Here is a 16,999-nt window from a genome sequence, read left to right as displayed (position 1 = left end):
GTATCTCCAACTCGCTTGAGCAGTAAGGGGGTCAGGTGTGAGGGAGGCAGAGGTGAGGGAGGTGGCGCTGTCAGCGCAGCGTCTCGCCGAAGCTGGTGGCGCCGAGACCGAAGTCCGTGCCGTTGAAGGACGCCGCGTACGACGACGTCAGGCCCGTCGTCGTGCCGCGCAGGACCCACACGGCGCCGACGTCCACCGTCGTGCCGATGTCCTCGCCGATCGCGCCGGTGGCCAGATCCGCCTTGCCGTTCTTGTTGATGTCCTTGAGGCGTACGGACGCACCGAAGCTGTCGCCCGCTTCGGCGACGCCGGGCACGCCCGCGGTCTCCTGGTGCCAGGCCTTGCCCGAGGTGAATTTGCCCGCGGTGGACTGCAGGAGCGTCACGCTGCCGGCGCCGTCCACCGTGCCGACCTGCTCGCCGGGCGCGCCCACCGCGAGGTCCGCGAGGCCGTCGCCCGTGACGTCGCCGGCGGCCACGGACCAGCCGAAGCCGTCGTCGGCTTCGTCGGCGCCGGGGATGCCGGTGGAGGACTGGTCGTACGTCACGGGGGCGCCGAACGTGCCGCTGCCGCCGAACCGCACGGTGACCGAACCGCCCTTGGCGTCACGGGGGTTGCCGGTGACCAGGTCCGCGTAGCCGTCGCCGTTGACATCACCCGTGGCGGCGGCGTCGCGCGTGGCCGTCGGGTCGGCGCCCTCGCCGAGGACCTCGGCCCCGTAGCCGTAGTCACCGGCGCCGCCGCTCATGTGCGCGGTCCAGGCGCCGCCGTCCGCGCGCTCGCCGTACAGGACGAATCCGCTGCCGTCCTTGCGCTTGAAGTTGCCCGCGATCATGCCGTCCAGGTGGGCGCCCTCGGGGATGAAGTCGACCTCCAGGCCGAACGCCTGGTCCTGCGTCTCGGAGTAGTACCACCAGTTGTCGCCGCTGATCACGGCAAGCTGGGGCGCGCCGTCGTCGTCGAGGTCGCTCCAGGTGGTGGCCTCGCCGAAGCGGCCCGCGGTGTCGCCGGGAGCGTTGATCACGTGGCCGCCGGAGGTGAAGGCGTTTCTGCCGCCCTTGATCACGGTGACCGAGCCGGACGGCTTGCCCTCCACCTGTTCGCCGGGTGAGCCCACGATCAGGTCGGCGTAGCCGTCGCCGTTCGTGTCGCCGCTGGTGACGTTCTCGCCGAACTCGTCCTCGTCCTCCAGGACTCCGGGTACCCCGGCGGTGTCCTGGGTGACGGTGACGGAGCGGCCCCCGGAGACCCCGGAGGCCGAACCGAACGTCACCGTCACGGAGTTGGCGCGGGGCGTCCCGACGGCCAGGTCGCGGTAGCCGTCCCCGTTGTAGTCGTCCTGGAGCGTGGACGCGGCGCTCGCCGTGCCCGCGAGGGGCAGCGTCAGACCCGTGGCGGCAAGGGCCGCCACGCTCGCGGCGATGGCCAGATTACGTACGCGCACGTGGGACTCCCGGGAGTGGGGGATTCTTCCGGGGGTGTGACTTGTGGGGCGTACGAATGGTTGTGCGACGGAGGAGACGAGGTGACGTTCAGGTGAACGGGGGCCCCGCTGCTACGCCCCGCTGTTACGCCCCGTCCCTAGGCCTCGCCCCTACGCCCGGCCCTTACGCCCCGTCCCTACGCCCCGTCCCCGAGGGCCAGGAACTCCTGCGTGGAGAACGTGAGCCGAGGCTTGCGCGCGACCAACTCGCCCTTCACCCCGGGGTACACCCCCACGGTGTCCTCGCCGTCTCCCCGAGCCGTCCGCAGGACCAGGTCGGCGAGCTTGTCACCGTCGAAGTCCGCGACGCCCAGCACCTGCGTGGTCCCTTCCGCGGACTCGGAGGGCGTCACCGTCGCCGTCGCGTCGGCCGAGAGGCCACCCGCGCGCCCACGGAAGACCCGCACCTCACCGGCGCCGCCGCCACTCCCGCTGCCGCCCCCGCTCAGGACGAGCTCGCTCAGGCCGTCCCCGTCGAAGTCGCCCGCGTCCACGGCCACGTCCTTCGCCTCAAGCGTGGAGCGCAGGGTGCCGGGCACGTCGTACCGCAGCGCGACCCCCGCCGGGCCCGCGACGGCCGCGTCCATGCCCTTGCCCTTGCCGAAGCGGCCGAACGCGGTGTCCGTGCCCGCCGGGAAGAGCACCCCGGTCTCGGCGGGTCCCTTCGGGCCGCCCAGGACGAGGGCTCCGGCGGCAGCGCCGGACGCGTTCGCGGCCTTGCGGACGAGGAGGTCGTCGTAGCCGTCGCGGTCGACGTCCGTGGCCCTGCCGGTGACGAGGTCGTTGCCGGGCGCGGCCAGCGGCTTGCCGGCGGCGCGCGGGGCGCCGGTGCGCTTGAAGGGGCCGCGCAGGAACGTGAGCCGGGCGCCGCTCGCGTGCAGGACGAGGTCGCTCGCACCGTCACCGTCGAAGTCGCCGCACACCGGCTGGTCGGACCAGTCGTTGCCGATGCGGGACTGCTTGGGCACCTGCACCTTCACGGCCTTGCCCGTCAGACCCCGGGCCGAGCCGAAGAGGATCTGCAAGGGCACGGGCGGCTGGCCGATGCCGTCGTAGGGCGGGTCGGTGGAGACCAGCAGATCGGTGAACCCGTCCTTATCGAGGTCGCAGGCGGCCTCCGACTCGAAGGCGGCGGGCAACTCACCCTTCGTACGCGCTCCGTTGGCCTGCGCGCTCAGCAACTGCCGGGCCCCGGGGCGCAGTCCGCTCTTCGACCCGTAGACGACACCGATGCCCGCGTCGTCGCCATGGCCGCTGTGCACCAGTTGGTCGAGTACGAGATCGGGGGCGTCGTCACCGTTGAAGTCGTCGTCGGCCTTGCTGCCCTTGCCCCGCGGGACGGGCTGCTGGGGAGCGCCCTTGCCGGCCATGCTGACGGGCTTGTGCCGGGCGTCGGGCTTGCCCGCCTCCTCACCGCCGCCCCCGCCGCAGCCGGCGAGCAGCAGCGCGCAGCTGACGACGGCTGCCGTGCCCATGACACCCCCGCGCCGCGTCCGTCTGCCCTCGCGCACGCCACGTATCCCGGCACTCCGCATGCCCATCACCCGCCCCGACCGCCCCAACCGACAACAACCAGCACATGATGCTCCCCCATGCGTCACAAACGAAAGGCCGGTCCCGCCCAAGGGGCGGAACCGGCCTGAAGCCGAACAGTTTTCGCTACTTCACCGGCTGGGGCTCCGGCTCGTCCGCGGTCTCGGACTCACCGGCGGGGTCCACCGGGGTCTTCACGGAGTCGAGCAGCAACTGCGCGACGTCCACGACCTGGAGGGACTCCTGGGCCTTGCCATCGTTCTTCTTGCCGTTGACGGAGTCGGTGAGCATCACCAGGCAGAACGGGCAGGCGGTCGACACGATGTCGGGGTTGAGGCTGAGCGCCTCGTCGACCCGCTCCGTGTTGATGCGCTTGCCGATCCGCTCCTCCATCCACATCCGCGCACCACCGGCGCCGCAGCAGAAGCCGCGCTCCTTGTGGCGGTGCATCTCCTGCTGACGCAGGCCGGGGACGGCGGACATGATCTCGCGCGGGGGCGTGTAGATCTTGTTGTGCCGGCCGAGGTAGCACGGGTCGTGGTAGGTGATGAGGCCCTCGACGGGCGTCACCGGGATCAGCTTGCCCTCGTCGATGAGGTGCTGGAGCAGCTGCGTGTGGTGGATGACCTCGTAGTCGCCGCCGAGCTGCGGGTACTCGTTGCCGAGCGTGTTGAGGCAGTGCGGACAGGTCGCGACGATCTTCTTCGCGGTCTTCGGCTTGGCCGTCTCGGGCGTGACCTTGCCGTCGTCGTCCAGCTCCTCGCCGAACGCCATGTTCAGCGCCATCACGTTCTCCTGGCCGAGCTGCTGGAACAGCGGCTCGTTGCCCAGGCGGCGTGCGGAGTCACCGGTGCACTTCTCGTCGCCGCCCATGATCGCGAACTTGACGCCCGCCATGTTGAGCAGCTCGGCGAAGGCCTTGGTGGTCTTCTTCGCGCGGTCTTCGAGGGAGCCGGCGCAACCGACCCAGTACAGATACTCGACCTCGGTGAGGTCCTCGATGTCCTTGCCGACGACCGGCACCTCGAAGTCGAGCTCCTTGAGCCACTCCAGACGCTGCTTCTTCGCCAGGCCCCAGGGGTTGCCCTTCTTCTCCAGGTTCTTGAGCATCGTCCCGGCCTCGGACGGGAACGCGCTCTCGATCATCACCTGGTAGCGGCGCATGTCGACGATGTGGTCGATGTGCTCGATGTCCACCGGGCACTGCTCGACGCAGGCGCCGCAGCTGGTGCAGGACCACAGGACGTCGGGGTCGATGACGCCGTTCTCCTCGGCGGTGCCGACGAGGGGGCGCTCGGCCTCGGCGAGAGCGGCGGCGGGAACGTCCTTGAGCTGCTCCTCCGTCGCCTTCTCGTTGCCCTCCATGTCCTTGCCGCCGCCCGCGAGCAGGTACGGGGCCTTGGCGTGCGCGTGGTCGCGCAGCGACATGATCAGGAGCTTCGGGGAGAGGGGCTTGCCGGTGTTCCAGGCGGGGCACTGCGACTGGCAGCGGCCGCACTCCGTACACGTACTGAAGTCGAGGAGGCCCTTCCAGGAGAACTGCTCGACCTGGCTGACACCGAAGACGGCGTCCTCGGCCGGGTCCTCCCAGTCGATCGGCTTGCCGCCGGACGTCATGGGCTGGAGCTCGCCGAGGGTCGTGGAGCCGTCCGCGTCGCGCTTGAACCAGATGTTCGGGAAGGCGAGGAAGCGGTGCCAGGCGACGCCCATGTTCGTGTTGAGCGCGACGGTGATCATCCAGATGAAGGACGTCGCGATCTTCACCATGGCGAAGAAGTACGTGAGGTTCTGCAGCGTGGAGAGATCCATGCCGCCGAACCACGAGACGAACGGGTACGAGATGAAGAACGACGCCTCGTAGCTGTCCACGTGGTGCTGGGCACCCTCAAGGGCGTGCAGCGTGAAGATGCAGACGCCGACGATGAGGATGACGGCCTCGACGAAGTACGCCTGGCCCTTCTTGGAGCCCGCGAACCGGGACTTGCGGCCCGGCTTGTCGGGGTTGCTCAGCTGCCGGATGACGATCAGCGTCAGGATGCCGACCACCGTCATGGTGCCGATGAACTCGACGAACATGTTGTACGGGGCCCACTCGCCGATGATCGGCAGCATCCAGTCGGCCTTGAAGAGCTGGCCGATGGCGTTGACGATGGTCAGGAGCAGCGAGAAGAAGCCCACCGCCACGAACCAGTGCGCGACGCCGACGACGCCCCAGCGGTTCATGCGGGTGTGGCCGAGGAACTCCTTGGCCACGGTGACGGTGCGCTGCACGGGCTGATCGGTGCGGGTACCTGCGGGGACGGACTGTCCGAGCCGCATGTACTGGTAGATCTGCACGATGGCACGGCCGAACAGCGCGACGCCGACCGCGATTAGGACCAGCGACACGATGATCGCGGCGAGTTGCATTTGGGGGCTCCTCGGGCCTGCGAGGCGAACTATTACTAAGCGGTAACTTATGCAGTCCGTCTGAGACTACCCACTTACTCAGCCGCACTGTAGCCAGCAGGGCGGTGATCTGCGTCGCTCAGGTCACCCTTGCCGAGTCGGTGCCGCCGGGGTGCCCCGAAGGGGCCGCGGGCGCATGCATGCGGGCTCGGTGTCGGGGCACGGGTTGCGCGTAAGCCCGGGATAAGAGTTGAGCCCCCCAGACTCACATCTGTTGACGCAAGCGCAGCGCTCATGCATCCTTGAGCCAGATCCACTCAAGAAGTACATCTGGAGGAACCGAAATGGCACGTGCGGTCGGCATCGACCTGGGCACGACTAACTCTGTCGTCAGCGTTCTTGAAGGCGGCGAGCCCACCGTCATCACCAACGCCGAGGGCGCCAGGACCACGCCGTCCGTCGTCGCCTTCGCGAAGAACGGCGAGGTGCTTGTCGGCGAGGTCGCCAAGCGCCAGGCGGTCACGAACGTCGACAGGACCATCCGCTCGGTCAAGCGCCACATGGGCACTGACTGGAAGGTGGACATCGACGACAAGGGGTTCAACCCCCAGCAGATCTCGGCGTTCATCCTGCAGAAGCTGAAGCGCGACGCCGAGTCGTACCTGGGCGAGAAGGTGGCCGACGCGGTCATCACCGTCCCGGCGTACTTCAACGACTCGGAGCGCCAGGCGACGAAGGAGGCCGGCGAGATCGCGGGCCTGAACGTCCTGCGCATCGTGAACGAGCCGACGGCCGCCGCTCTCGCGTACGGCCTCGACAAGGACGACCAGACGATCCTCGTCTTCGACCTCGGTGGCGGCACCTTCGACGTGTCCCTCCTGGAGATCGGCGACGGCGTCGTCGAGGTGAAGGCCACGAACGGCGACAACCACCTCGGTGGTGACGACTGGGACCAGCGCGTCGTCGACTACCTGGTCAAGCAGTTCAACAACGGCCACGGCGTGGACCTCGCCAAGGACAAGATGGCGCTCCAGCGCCTGCGCGAGGCGGCCGAGAAGGCCAAGATCGAGCTGTCCTCCTCCACGGAGACCACGATCAACCTGCCGTACATCACGGCGTCCGCCGAGGGCCCGCTGCACCTGGACGAGAAGCTCACGCGCGCCCAGTTCCAGCAGCTCACGTCCGACCTTCTGGAGCGCTGCAAGACGCCGTTCCACAACGTCATCAAGGACGCGGGCATCCAGCTCTCCGAGATCGACCACGTCGTTCTCGTCGGTGGCTCCACCCGTATGCCCGCCGTCGCGGAGCTCGTCAAGGAGCTGACCGGCGGCCAGGACGCCAACAAGGGCGTGAACCCGGACGAGGTCGTCGCCATCGGCGCCGCGCTCCAGGCCGGTGTCCTCAAGGGCGAGGTCAAGGACGTCCTGCTCCTCGACGTCACCCCGCTGTCCCTCGGTATCGAGACCAAGGGAGGGATCATGACCAAGCTCATCGAGCGCAACACCACGATCCCGACCAAGCGCTCCGAGATCTTCACGACGGCCGAGGACAACCAGCCGTCCGTCCAGATCCAGGTCTACCAGGGCGAGCGCGAGATCGCGGCGTACAACAAGAAGCTCGGGATGTTCGAGCTCACGGGCCTGCCGCCGGCCCCGCGCGGTGTCCCGCAGATCGAGGTCGCCTTCGACATCGACGCCAACGGCATCATGCACGTGACCGCGAAGGACCTCGGCACGGGCAAGGAGCAGAAGATGACCGTCACCGGCGGCTCCTCGCTGCCGAAGGACGAGGTCGACCGCATGCGCCAGGAGGCCGAGCAGTACGCGGACGAGGACCACAAGCGCCGCGAGGCCGCCGAGTCCCGCAACCAGGGCGAGCAGCTCGTCTACCAGACGGACAAGTTCCTCACCGACAACGCGGACAAGGTCCCCGGTGACGTGAAGACCGAGGTCGAGTCGGCCGTCGAAGAGCTGAAGGAGAAGCTCAAGGGCGACGACACGGCTGAGATCCGCACGGCCACCGAGAAGGTCGCTGCCGTCTCGCAGAAGCTCGGCCAGGCCATGTACGCGGACGCGCAGGCCGCCGGCGGCGAGGGCGCTGCCCCGGGTGCCGAGGGCGACGAGGCCCCGAACATGTCCAAGGACGACGACGTGGTCGACGCCGAGATCGTCGACGACGAGAAGCCGAACGACTCGAAGGGCGGCGCCGCATGACCGAGGAGACTCCGGGCTTCGGCGACAACGCCGAGAAGCCTGACGTCCCCTCCGGCGCCACCCCTGATGACGCGGCGCCGCAGGCCGCCGAGCCCTCCACCGAGGAGGGCCCGGCGGCCCCGGCCGGGGACGCAGCAAGCAGCACGACGGCTCAGTCCGCCCAGGACGCGGGTCTGATCGCCCAGCTGGACCAGGTGCGTACGGCGCTCGGCGAGCGCACGGCGGACCTCCAGCGGCTCCAGGCGGAGTACCAGAACTACCGCCGCCGTGTGGAGCGGGACAAGGTCACGGTCAAGGAGATCGCCGCGGCGAACCTCCTGTCCGAGCTCCTCCCGAGCCTCGACGACATCGGCCGCGCCCGTGAGCACGGCGAGCTGGTCGGCGGCTTCAAGTCGGTCGCCGAGGCCCTGGAGACGGTCGTCGCCAAGATGGGCCTTCAGCAGTTCGGCAAGGAGGGCGAGCCCTTCGACCCGACGATCCACGAGGCCCTGATGCACTCGTACGCACCGGATGTCACCGAGACGACGTGCGTCGCGATCCTGCAGCCGGGGTACCGCATCGGCGAGCGCACCATCCGCCCCGCGCGGGTGGCCGTGGCCGAGCCGCAGCCGGGCGCGCAGACGGTCAAGGGTGAGTCCGAGACCGCTGCTCCCAAGGACTCCGCCGACGCGGCGGAGGACAAGGAGACCGGTGGCGGCCCGGACGAGGGCTGACACATCGGAGTTGTTGTGAAGCGAGAGGAGGGACGTCGGGGATGAGCACCAAGGACTTCATCGAGAAGGACTACTACAAGGTCCTCGGCGTCCCCAAGGACGCCACCGAAGCCGAGATCAAGAAGGCGTACCGGAAACTCGCACGCGAGAACCACCCGGACGCCAACAAGGGCAATCCCAAGGCGGAAGAGCGCTTCAAGGAGGTCTCCGAGGCGAACGACGTCCTCGGCGACCCCAAGAAGCGCAAGGAGTACGACGAAGCGCGTGCTCTCTTCGGCAACGGCGGCTTCAGGGCCGGTCCCCCGGGCGCGGGCGGCGGCGGTTCGTTCAACTTCGACCTGGGCGACCTCTTCGGAGGCGGCGCCCCGGGCGGGGGAGCGGGCGGCGCCGGCGGCGGCTTCGGGGGCGGTCTGGGTGACGTCTTCGGGGGCCTGTTCAACCGAGGCGGCACGGGAGCGGGCGGCGCGGGCACGCGTACGCAGCCGCGGCGGGGCCAGGACATCGAGTCCGAGGTCACGCTGAGCTTCACGGAGGCGGTGGACGGGGCCACGGTCCCGCTCCGGATGTCATCGCAGGCTCCCTGCAAGGCCTGTTCCGGCACCGGCGACAAGAACGGCACACCGCGCGTGTGCCCGACCTGCGTCGGCACGGGCCAGGTCTCGCGGGGAGGCGGCGGCGGATTCTCCCTCACCGACCCCTGCGTGGACTGCAAGGGGCGTGGGCTCATCGCCCAGGACCCGTGCGAGGTCTGCAAGGGCTCGGGCCGCGCGAAGTCGTCGCGCACGATGCAGGTGCGGATCCCGGCGGGCGTCTCGGACGGCCAGCGCATCCGCCTGCGCGGCAAGGGCGGCCCCGGTGAACGGGGCGGCCCGGCGGGCGACTTGTACGTGGTCGTGCACGTCGACACCCACCCGGTCTTCGGCCGCAAGGGCGACAACCTCACGGTGACGGTGCCGGTGACGTTCACCGAGGCGGCACTGGGCGGCGAGGTGAAGGTCCCCACCCTGGGCGGCCCGCCGGTCACCCTGAAGCTGCCTCCGGGCACCCCCAACGGTCGTACGATGCGGGCGCGGGGCAAGGGCGCGGTCCGCAAGGACGGTTCGCGGGGCGACCTGCTGGTGACGGTGGAGGTATCGGTCCCGACCGAGCTCTCCGACACGGCGAAGGAAGCCCTGGAGACCTACCGCGAGGCGACTGCGGACGACGATCCGCGGGCAGAACTGTTCCAGGCCGCGAAGGGAGCATGAGATGGACGGCCGTCGTCGACAGTCCAATTTCGGGCGGGCGTACCAACTGACCGATGAGACGCCGGTCTACGTCATCTCGGTGGCCGCCCAGCTTTCCGGCCTGCATCCGCAGACCCTGCGCCAGTACGACCGCCTCGGTCTGGTCTCCCCGGACCGCACGGCGGGCCGTGGCCGGCGCTATTCGGCCCGCGACATCGAACTGCTGCGCACGGTGCAGCAGTTGTCGCAGGAAGAGGGCATCAACCTCGCCGGCATCAAGCGCATCATCGAGCTGGAGAACCAGGTCGCGGCGCTGCAGGCGAGGGTGGTCGAACTGTCCTCCGCCGTGGAGGGCGCCGCCGCGGCGATGCAGCAGCGCGAGGCGGCGGTGCACGCGTCGTACCGCCGCGACCTGGTCCCGTACCAGGACGTGCAGCAGGCGAGCGCGCTGGTGGTGTGGCGGCCCAAGAGGTCGTCGGAGCAGTAGATTTCGTACGCTCTTGTCGGGGCCGGGAGGTGTCAACCTCCCGGCCCCGACGTCTTTATGTCTATCTGCCGGGGGAAGTGGAGGACTCACCATGGCCATGGTGGGACTGTTCTGGATCGCCGAGGGCGATGTGTACGTGGGCGCGAAGCCGTCGGGGCTCGCGGCGGGGGTGCGGCTGACGCCGGAGGGCGTGGTGGCCCTGGGGGACAAGCAGGACGGCCTGTGGCCCTGGGAGGACGTCCACGCGCTGGTGGCGCGGGACGTCCCCGTGAAGTCCCTCAAGCGCAACGTGGGCGTGCTCGTGGGCCTGGCGCTGACGGTGGGCCTGGGCGGGGGCGACGAGGCGCCGACGATGACACTGCGCGTCTCGGACGCCGACGGCGACACGGACCTTACGGTGTACACGGCGGCGGCGACGGGTTACTCCCGGGCGGAGTACGAACTCTCCCGCGAGCTCCTGTCCCGCCTGACGCAGGGCGCGGGCACGCTGCTGACGACGCTGGCGGCGATGGCGGAGTGGGGCAGGCGCCACGAGGGCGGGACGCCGAGGGCGGCGGAACGCGAGGACCTACTACGAACGTGGACGGAATCCTGATGGACGAACGGGACCTGAAGCATCTGCGCCGCTGTGTGGAACTGGCGCGGGAGGCCCTGGACGCGGGCGACGAACCCTTCGGCTCACTCCTGGTATCGGCGGACGGCGAGGTCCTCAAGGAGGACCGCAACCGAGTGGCGGGCGGCGACCACACCCGCCACCCGGAGTTCGAACTGGCCCGCTGGTCGGCGCGGCACCTGCCCCCCGAGGACCGCGCGAAGGCAACGGTCTACACATCGGGCGAACACTGCCCCATGTGCGCGGCGGCCCACGCCTGGGCAGGCCTGGGCCGCATCGTGTACGCGGCGTCATCACAGCAACTGTCCCAGTGGCTGACGGAACTGGCCGCCCCACCGGCCCCGGTCAACCCCCTCCCGATCGGGGAGATCGCACCGGGGGTGAGGGTGGAGGGCCCGGCCCCTGAACTGGCCTCGGAGATCAGGGAGTTGCATCGGCGGTTGCATGTGGGGGGCTGAGGGGTTCAAGGGGCGTCGCGGGCCCTGCGGAGAAAGGTCTTCCTTCGCCAGGGAGTTGCCGCGGTCGCGGTGACTCCGAGACCCAGAGCGATCGCGGCAGCAGCCCAGCTGAAGAGGTCACCGGGCGGATTGGCCGTCCAGTCCCACCAGTCGTGGGGGAACCACACCAGGAAGAGAACCGACGTCAGCGGGATGGCCCACCCGAGCTGCTGCCCCAGTACACGGGCCGACAGCAGGGCGAGCCCCAGCCAGATCAGGGTGGACCGGACGAACACGGTCCCGGAGCCCAGGCCGTTGACGAAGGCCTCGGCACCGAACGAGAAGGCGCAGACCGTCGCTGTGATCGCGACACAGTAGGCGACCCGCAATCGATGCATCGTGGACGCGCCCATTGCGTCATGGGCCGACATGGCACCGTCGAGAGCGGCGGAGAGGAAGACCGCCGACAGCAGCGGAAGCTCATGTCGGTAGGGCACGCCTGTGGTGACTCCTCCGCTGCCGATGGAGGGAAGCGCGATGGTGGTGCCACCGAAGAGCGCCGACAGCAGGGCGACGACTGTGGTTCCGGTGAGAACGGCCGCGCCCCGGTGCACTCTTGCGTAACGGAACAGATCGGCGCCGCTGGTGCGGCTAAAGCGGTTCATCAGGCTTGCACCATGAGCTCTCACGTATAACTCGGGCGCGTTCCCGCTCGGCCCACGCGGTGTCCACTCCTTCGACGTGGAGCCCTTCGTCGGCGATGGCCGGGTCCCGTCCCATGGCCTCGTATTCGAGCCACAGGTGGATGTTGTCCACGGACTGCCATGCACGGCGCTCGTCCGGGGGCGGGCGGCACTGGCCGAAGGAAGCAGTGAACACCTGGTCGGCCATGGCGATGGCCGCGGTGCGTACGTGACCTTCGGCGATGTCGAAGCCTCGGTCTCCCAGGTCGGTCCGCCGAAGGCCGAACTCGCGGAAGACGCTGGGTACTTTGACCCAGGGCAGCCCGGTCCGTTCGAGATGCCGAGCCATGTGCGTCAGTTCGGGCAGGTACTTCCGGTGCTCTGGCCAGACGCACACCCGTGGGGCACCCTCGTCGGCACGGTCGCACAGCGGCGCGGCCGCCGAGGCCGGACGCTCCACGCGCAGCTCTCCGGCGGCCGGAACCGCGGCCAGGGCGGTGAGGGAGCAGACCACCGCTCCGACGGCGATGCCGCGTACATGCCGTGGCAGGTTCCGGCGGGGCGTCCGGCGCTCGGCTCTCCCCTTCAGCGGCGGTGCCGTCACCGCAAGCACCGCGAGAGCGAGGGCGCACAGCAGGCGAAGGGCGACCGGCAGCGGATTCACGTGGGTGTCCGGCGGCCCCGCAAGCACGTTGAACTTGAACGGCAGGGTCAGCATGCTGATGAAGCAGCCCAGTGCGCACACGACGGGTGTGAATCCCGCAGAGGGCCACCAGCGACCGGCCAGATGCCCCACGGACGCAAAAATGATCAGGGTCGAGGCGCCGAGCAGAAGGTAGGACGGCCACAGGAAGCCCGGTCCTGCGTCGCCGAGCGAGACAGCCGCGGCGGTGAGGCATCCGACCCCGTACGCGAGGAATCCGAGCGTCAGGGTGGCGGCCAGCCTCATGGCCTCGATCTGCCAGCCCGGCCGGGCAGCCGCAACAAGGAACTCGGGCATCCCCGCCCGGGAGGAACGACCGGCCTGCCAGGCGGAGACGCCTGCGAGAACGGGTCCCAGAAAGAGCGTGACGACCTGTGCCGCAACGCTCGCCTCGGGCCACACGCCGATCCAGTACCGGGAACGCCCGAAGAGCACGAGCAGGTCCACGGCGATCAACACGGGGAACGCGGTGAGCAGGGGCGAGCGTCGCAGTTCGATGCGGAATGCGGTCAGCACGCGGCTCCCTCCGCCGACCCGCGGTCGCGCAGCACGGTCATGTAGCCGCGCTCCAGGGGACTGTCTCCGGGGGCTGCCGGTGTGGACAGTGCCGCCAATTGCTGGGGTGTACCGCTGTGGACCACGTGGCCTTCGTCGAGTACGAGGACGGAGTCGCAGGCAGCGCCCACGTCCTCGACCAAGTGCGTGCTGAGCACGACGGCGGCTCCGGCGCGGGCGAGCGAACGAATGAGGTCGCGAAAGTCGAGGCGCTGGGCGGGGTCGAGGCCGACGGTGGGCTCGTCGAGAAGGAGCAGGGACGGAGAGCCGACGATGGCCGCGGCGATACCGGCTCGACGGAGCATGCCGCCGGAAAGGGACTTCATACGGTCGCGGGCCCGGCCGGCGAGCCCGACGGCGGCCAGCGCCTCCTCGGTCGCCGACGCGGCTTCCTTGGACGGCACCTCACGCAACCAGGCGCAGTAGCGGACGAAATCGCTGACGGAGAAGGCCGGGTAGTAGCCGAAGTCCTGCGGGAGGTAGCCGATGCGAGGGCGGACGCGCCGCACATCTCGTTCACCGAGGACAACCCTGCCGAAGAGTTCCAGGCCGCCGCTCTGTGGTGGTGCGATGGTGGCGAGGGCACGGAACAGGGTGGTCTTGCCGGCCCCGTTCGGCCCCAACAGCCCTGTGACACCGGGCTGGATGGACAGATCGAGCCCCTCGATGACACGGCGGCTGCCGTACCCCTGCGTCAGAGCCGTGAGCCGGGCGATGGGACAAGTCGTCATGGATTGGCTTCCCAAAGTACGGGGCGGGGTCCGCCGGAGCCGACGGGCTGTCCTACTCAGCTCTCTGCCTCCAGGAGCCCTGACTGCCCGATGAGATATCCGAGTTGGGCGCGACTGTGGCTTCCGAGGGTGGAGGCTAGCTTGGCGATGTGGACGCGGGCGGTGCGGATGTTCATGCCCAGGCGGGCGGCGATCTCGGAGTCGGTGTGGCCTTCGATCAGCAGGCCGGCCACGGCCCGTTGGCGGGTGGTGATGCCGTTGTCCGAGGGCTGCGGTGCGGCCCGGGGGAACATGGGTGTGGCCATGTGCCACTGGCGCTCGAAAGCGTTCACGAGGTAGCCGACCAGGGCGGGGTGGCGGACTTCGAGCGCCCGGGTGTTGCTCCGGTGCGCGGGGATGAATGCCACCGCGCGGTCCAGGATGACCAGGCGGTCGGTGATCTCGTCGAGGGTACGGACCTCGACGTCCCCGTCCAGTTGCTCGTAGTGCGCGAGGACGGGCAACGAGTGCCGTGAGGTGTGCTGGTAGAGCGTACGCATCCGGCAGCCTCGCGACAGCATGGCCTGCTCCCGGGGCAGGGCGGCGGCGAGGACCTCGGGCGGGCGGCTCCCTCCCGGTTGCACGGTCAGCAATTCCTCCGTGGCCTCGGCTGCGGCGCGTGCGATGGCATCGTTGATGAGGGGGAGGCCGTCGAGCGCGGTGATCGCAGGAGGCTCCGTCCGCGAGGAGCGTGGGGTGTCGCGCTTCGGGGGTGGCTCGAAAGCATCGGCGGGGGAGGAGGGACACAACCACTCCGCGTCGTCGGCTTCGTACGCGTGGGGCTTCGTCATCGCGTCCCGCTCACTCCCTGACCAACTTCAGTGATCCCTCTCCAGGATTCCGGACTGGGCGATCAGGTAACCGAGTTGAGCTCGGCTTCCGCTGCCCAGGGCGGCGGCGATCTTAGCGATGTGGGAGCGGCAGGTGCGGACGTTCATGCCGAGGCGGCGGGCGATCGCCTCGTCCACGTGGCCCTCGATGAGGAGCCTGGCTATGGTGCGCTGGACGCCGGTGATGCCGTTCGTGGGTGGCGCGTAGGGCACGTCGTCGACCAAGGGGGTGGCTCGGCTCCAGAGTTGCTCGAAGACCTTGGCCAGGTACTCGATCAGGCCCGGGTGACGCAGCTCCAGGGCCGCGTCCTGACGGGTGTGCGCGGGAATCAGGGCGACGGTGCGGTCGAAGATCATGAGTCGGTCGACCAGCTCCTCCAGCGTCCGTACCTCGACGTTTCCCTGGGCCATCCGCGCCGCGTAGGCCAGCGTTCCCTGGCTGTGCCTGACGGTGTGCTGGTAGAGGGTGCGCATGGTGATGCCACGGTCGATGACGGTCTGCCCGCGTTTCATCGCCAGATTGAGGACGTTCTCGCTGCGGCCGCCGCCCGGCTGGATGGTGAGGATCTCCGAACGGCACTCCGCCGTGGCCCGCTCTATGGCCGCGCCGATGCGGGTGTCGCCCTCCAGCACGGTGAACCCCTGGGTGGTGGGCTCCACCTGCGAGGTAATCGCCATGAATGGCTCGAAGGTATCGGTCAGTTCAACGGCGATCCTTCGCCGTTCCTGTATCTCGCGCTCGATGGGGTGCAGTCGCTGGGCGAGCGCGGCGGACGGCGGGACGGGACGCAGCCAGTCCGCGTCGTCGGGGTCCGGGTGCACGAGCCCGGATTCCACTAGGCAGGGGACCTTCTCGGCCTCGGCTCGTGTCAGGCGACCCGTACGCAGCGCGGTGGCATACAGCTCTGATCCCTCGGCGCAAAGGGGGGTTGCGGGGTGAGGATGTGTCGGTATTGCGCCTCTTGTAAGCAAATCTCCACCCCCCAGGGTCCTGAACGTGCAGGAACATGATGCATCCACCCTGTGGCTTTGACGTGCTGAATTGAGACATCGTCTTGTTGAGCCGGGGGAGAGGAACCTACCAAGTGAGGACGAAGCCGACCATGTTTAAGCGCATGCTTCGCTCGGTGCTTGTCACCACCTTCTCCGCAGGACTGGCCCTGGGTGCGGTGAGTACGTTTGATCTCGTCTGGGGGTCCGCGCCCGCGAAGGCGACTTCCGTTTCGGCCTTGCCCGGGGATCTCGTCTGGGGCGTGGCGCCGGCAGGGGGCGACGCATGAGCACCCCTCCCGACGACCGCACCTTCCGCCGGGAAATGGCCACCGCCTACCGCTCAGGTTGGCACTTCATCGATCTCGCCACAGCGATACCCCACGCCGGCGACTCGTTGATGGTCACGCTCCTCGGTGAGCCAGTTGTCGTCACCCGTGACGACGAGGAGGAGATCCGGGCCTACCGGTGCCTCCGTAAGCCGCGTGGCGCCCCCCAGCCCGTGCGGTGTGCCATTCGGTACGGGATGGTCTTCGTCAATCTCGACCGGCGTGATCACCAGCTGGTCGGTGAGCCGGGGCAGCCGGGTGGCGTACAGCAGCAGGACCAGCAGAGTTCCACCACTACAAGAGCCATCACAGCCACCCCCCGCAGCGCCTGACGCGATCCCCCGTCGTTGTACATCGCGCAGGTGCTTCCCCCAGCAGCGGCGCCACCGTGGACCTGAACACGGTGGCGCCGCTGTGGTGTGTGGTCAGGCTGTGGTGTGCGGTCAGGGGGCGAGCAGCGCCTTTTGGCCCATCGCCCGCGTCAGCGTGATCTCGATCAGCGCCCGGTGCGGATTCGGCCTCGGCGGCCGCCCGTACCGCTCCTCGAAGCGACGCTCGCCCTCCGCGATCTCCGCCGGCCCGGTGCGCACGCGCGCGTACCCCTCCAGCGTCGCCCAGCGCCGCCCGTCGACCTGGCAGACCGCCACCCGCGCCCCCGCCCCGTCAGCCCCGTCCGGTCCCTCCGCCGCCAGGACGTGGCGGACCTTCGCGCTCGACCTGTTGGCGAGCACGCGGGCCACACCCGCCTCCGGGTCGTACGTCACGCAGACCGGGACGACGTGCGGGGTGCCGTCGGGGCGCGGCGTCGTCAGCGTGCACAGGTGCCGTTCACGCCAGAAGCTGAGGTAGGCGGGGGTCGGGTGGTGCGGGTCCATGGCCATGGAACGGAATTTAGCCGCTCGGACGTCTCGCGTAGCCGCTCGGCCGTCTCGCGCTTCCCTTGCCCCTTGAGTGGAATAGACTCAACTTTATGTACGCTGTTTAGGTCAGGTGGGTTCGCGGAACCCGCCGACCCGTAGGCCACCCCGCCGACCCGTACGTCATAC

At 69.2% G+C, this 16,999-nt stretch carries 16 protein-coding genes; 7 read left to right on the top strand and 9 right to left on the bottom strand.

Annotation, left to right across the window (positions count from 1 at the left end; translation table 11 throughout):
- Positions 1–70: 70 nt before the first annotated feature.
- The 3 genes from ACIBCK_RS30400 to ACIBCK_RS30390 all read right to left on the bottom strand — a co-directional run bounded on the left by ACIBCK_RS30400 (position 71) and on the right by ACIBCK_RS30390 (position 5,425).
- Positions 71–1,444, bottom strand: a complete 1,374-nt coding sequence (locus tag ACIBCK_RS30400) for an FG-GAP repeat protein (protein WP_399395431.1) — start codon at positions 1,442–1,444, stop codon at positions 71–73.
- Positions 1,445–1,620: 176 nt separating this feature from the next.
- Positions 1,621–2,958, bottom strand: coding sequence for an FG-GAP repeat domain-containing protein (locus ACIBCK_RS30395; RefSeq protein ID WP_399395429.1), 1,338 nt, complete (start codon positions 2,956–2,958; stop codon positions 1,621–1,623).
- 184 nt (positions 2,959–3,142) lie between these two features.
- Entirely contained in the window at positions 3,143–5,425 is a 2,283-nt protein-coding gene (locus ACIBCK_RS30390) for a (Fe-S)-binding protein (RefSeq protein WP_399395427.1), read from the bottom strand.
- A gap of 323 nt (positions 5,426–5,748) precedes the next feature.
- Here ACIBCK_RS30390 and dnaK point away from each other — a divergent pair, with 323 nt between their 5' ends.
- The 6 genes from dnaK to ACIBCK_RS30360 all read left to right on the top strand — a co-directional run bounded on the left by dnaK (position 5,749) and on the right by ACIBCK_RS30360 (position 11,114).
- Positions 5,749–7,617, top strand: a complete 1,869-nt coding sequence (gene dnaK / locus ACIBCK_RS30385) for a molecular chaperone DnaK (protein WP_399395425.1) — start codon at positions 5,749–5,751, stop codon at positions 7,615–7,617.
- The gene (gene grpE, locus ACIBCK_RS30380; protein WP_399395423.1) at positions 7,614–8,330 is read left to right on the top strand and encodes a nucleotide exchange factor GrpE; all 717 of its coding nucleotides are present in this window, start codon (positions 7,614–7,616) and stop codon (positions 8,328–8,330) included. Before dnaK ends, grpE begins: the two co-directional genes overlap by 4 nt.
- A gap of 41 nt (positions 8,331–8,371) precedes the next feature.
- On the top strand, positions 8,372–9,577 hold the full coding sequence (dnaJ, locus tag ACIBCK_RS30375; protein ID WP_399395421.1) for a molecular chaperone DnaJ: 1,206 nt from the start codon (positions 8,372–8,374) through the stop codon (positions 9,575–9,577).
- Between the two features lies 1 nt (position 9,578).
- Complete coding sequence (locus tag ACIBCK_RS30370) at positions 9,579–10,043, top strand: heat shock protein transcriptional repressor HspR (protein ID WP_367043844.1); 465 nt, start codon at positions 9,579–9,581, stop codon at positions 10,041–10,043.
- Between the two features lie 91 nt (positions 10,044–10,134).
- On the top strand, positions 10,135–10,638 hold the full coding sequence (locus tag ACIBCK_RS30365; RefSeq protein WP_399395419.1) for a hypothetical protein: 504 nt from the start codon (positions 10,135–10,137) through the stop codon (positions 10,636–10,638).
- Positions 10,638–11,114, top strand: coding sequence for a nucleoside deaminase (locus tag ACIBCK_RS30360; protein WP_399395943.1), 477 nt, complete (start codon positions 10,638–10,640; stop codon positions 11,112–11,114). Before ACIBCK_RS30365 ends, ACIBCK_RS30360 begins: the two co-directional genes overlap by 1 nt.
- Before the next feature lie 5 nt (positions 11,115–11,119).
- On the opposite strand, the gene ACIBCK_RS30355 is transcribed toward ACIBCK_RS30360, so the two are convergent.
- The 5 genes from ACIBCK_RS30355 to ACIBCK_RS30335 are packed head-to-tail and all read right to left on the bottom strand — an operon-like array spanning position 11,120 to position 15,588.
- Entirely contained in the window at positions 11,120–11,758 is a 639-nt protein-coding gene (locus tag ACIBCK_RS30355; RefSeq protein WP_399395417.1) for a hypothetical protein, read from the bottom strand.
- Entirely contained in the window at positions 11,745–12,995 is a 1,251-nt protein-coding gene (locus tag ACIBCK_RS30350) for an ABC transporter permease (protein WP_399395415.1), read from the bottom strand. The genes ACIBCK_RS30355 and ACIBCK_RS30350 overlap by 14 nt, the downstream gene beginning before the upstream one ends.
- Complete coding sequence (locus ACIBCK_RS30345) at positions 12,989–13,765, bottom strand: ATP-binding cassette domain-containing protein (protein ID WP_399395413.1); 777 nt, start codon at positions 13,763–13,765, stop codon at positions 12,989–12,991. Before ACIBCK_RS30345 ends, ACIBCK_RS30350 begins: the two co-directional genes overlap by 7 nt.
- 56 nt (positions 13,766–13,821) lie before the next feature.
- Complete coding sequence (locus ACIBCK_RS30340) at positions 13,822–14,595, bottom strand: helix-turn-helix transcriptional regulator (RefSeq protein ID WP_399395411.1); 774 nt, start codon at positions 14,593–14,595, stop codon at positions 13,822–13,824.
- A 27-nt stretch (positions 14,596–14,622) separates the two neighbouring features.
- Complete coding sequence (locus ACIBCK_RS30335) at positions 14,623–15,588, bottom strand: helix-turn-helix transcriptional regulator (RefSeq protein WP_399395941.1); 966 nt, start codon at positions 15,586–15,588, stop codon at positions 14,623–14,625.
- Positions 15,589–15,910: 322 nt separating this feature from the next.
- Here ACIBCK_RS30335 and ACIBCK_RS30330 point away from each other — a divergent pair, with 322 nt between their 5' ends.
- The gene (locus ACIBCK_RS30330; RefSeq protein ID WP_399395409.1) at positions 15,911–16,285 is read left to right on the top strand and encodes a hypothetical protein; all 375 of its coding nucleotides are present in this window, start codon (positions 15,911–15,913) and stop codon (positions 16,283–16,285) included.
- Positions 16,286–16,396: 111 nt separating this feature from the next.
- Here ACIBCK_RS30330 and ACIBCK_RS30325 read toward each other — a convergent pair whose 3' ends face one another.
- Positions 16,397–16,834, bottom strand: coding sequence for a pyridoxamine 5'-phosphate oxidase family protein (locus tag ACIBCK_RS30325; RefSeq protein WP_399395408.1), 438 nt, complete (start codon positions 16,832–16,834; stop codon positions 16,397–16,399).
- Positions 16,835–16,999 lie beyond the last annotated feature (165 nt).

Origin of the sequence: Streptomyces sp. NPDC051218, assembly GCF_044455475.1 — a bacterium.
Lineage (GTDB): Bacteria > Actinomycetota > Actinomycetes > Streptomycetales > Streptomycetaceae > Streptomyces.
Note: the sequence above shows the minus strand (reverse complement) of the source record. Positions and strands in the feature narration are given on the sequence as shown.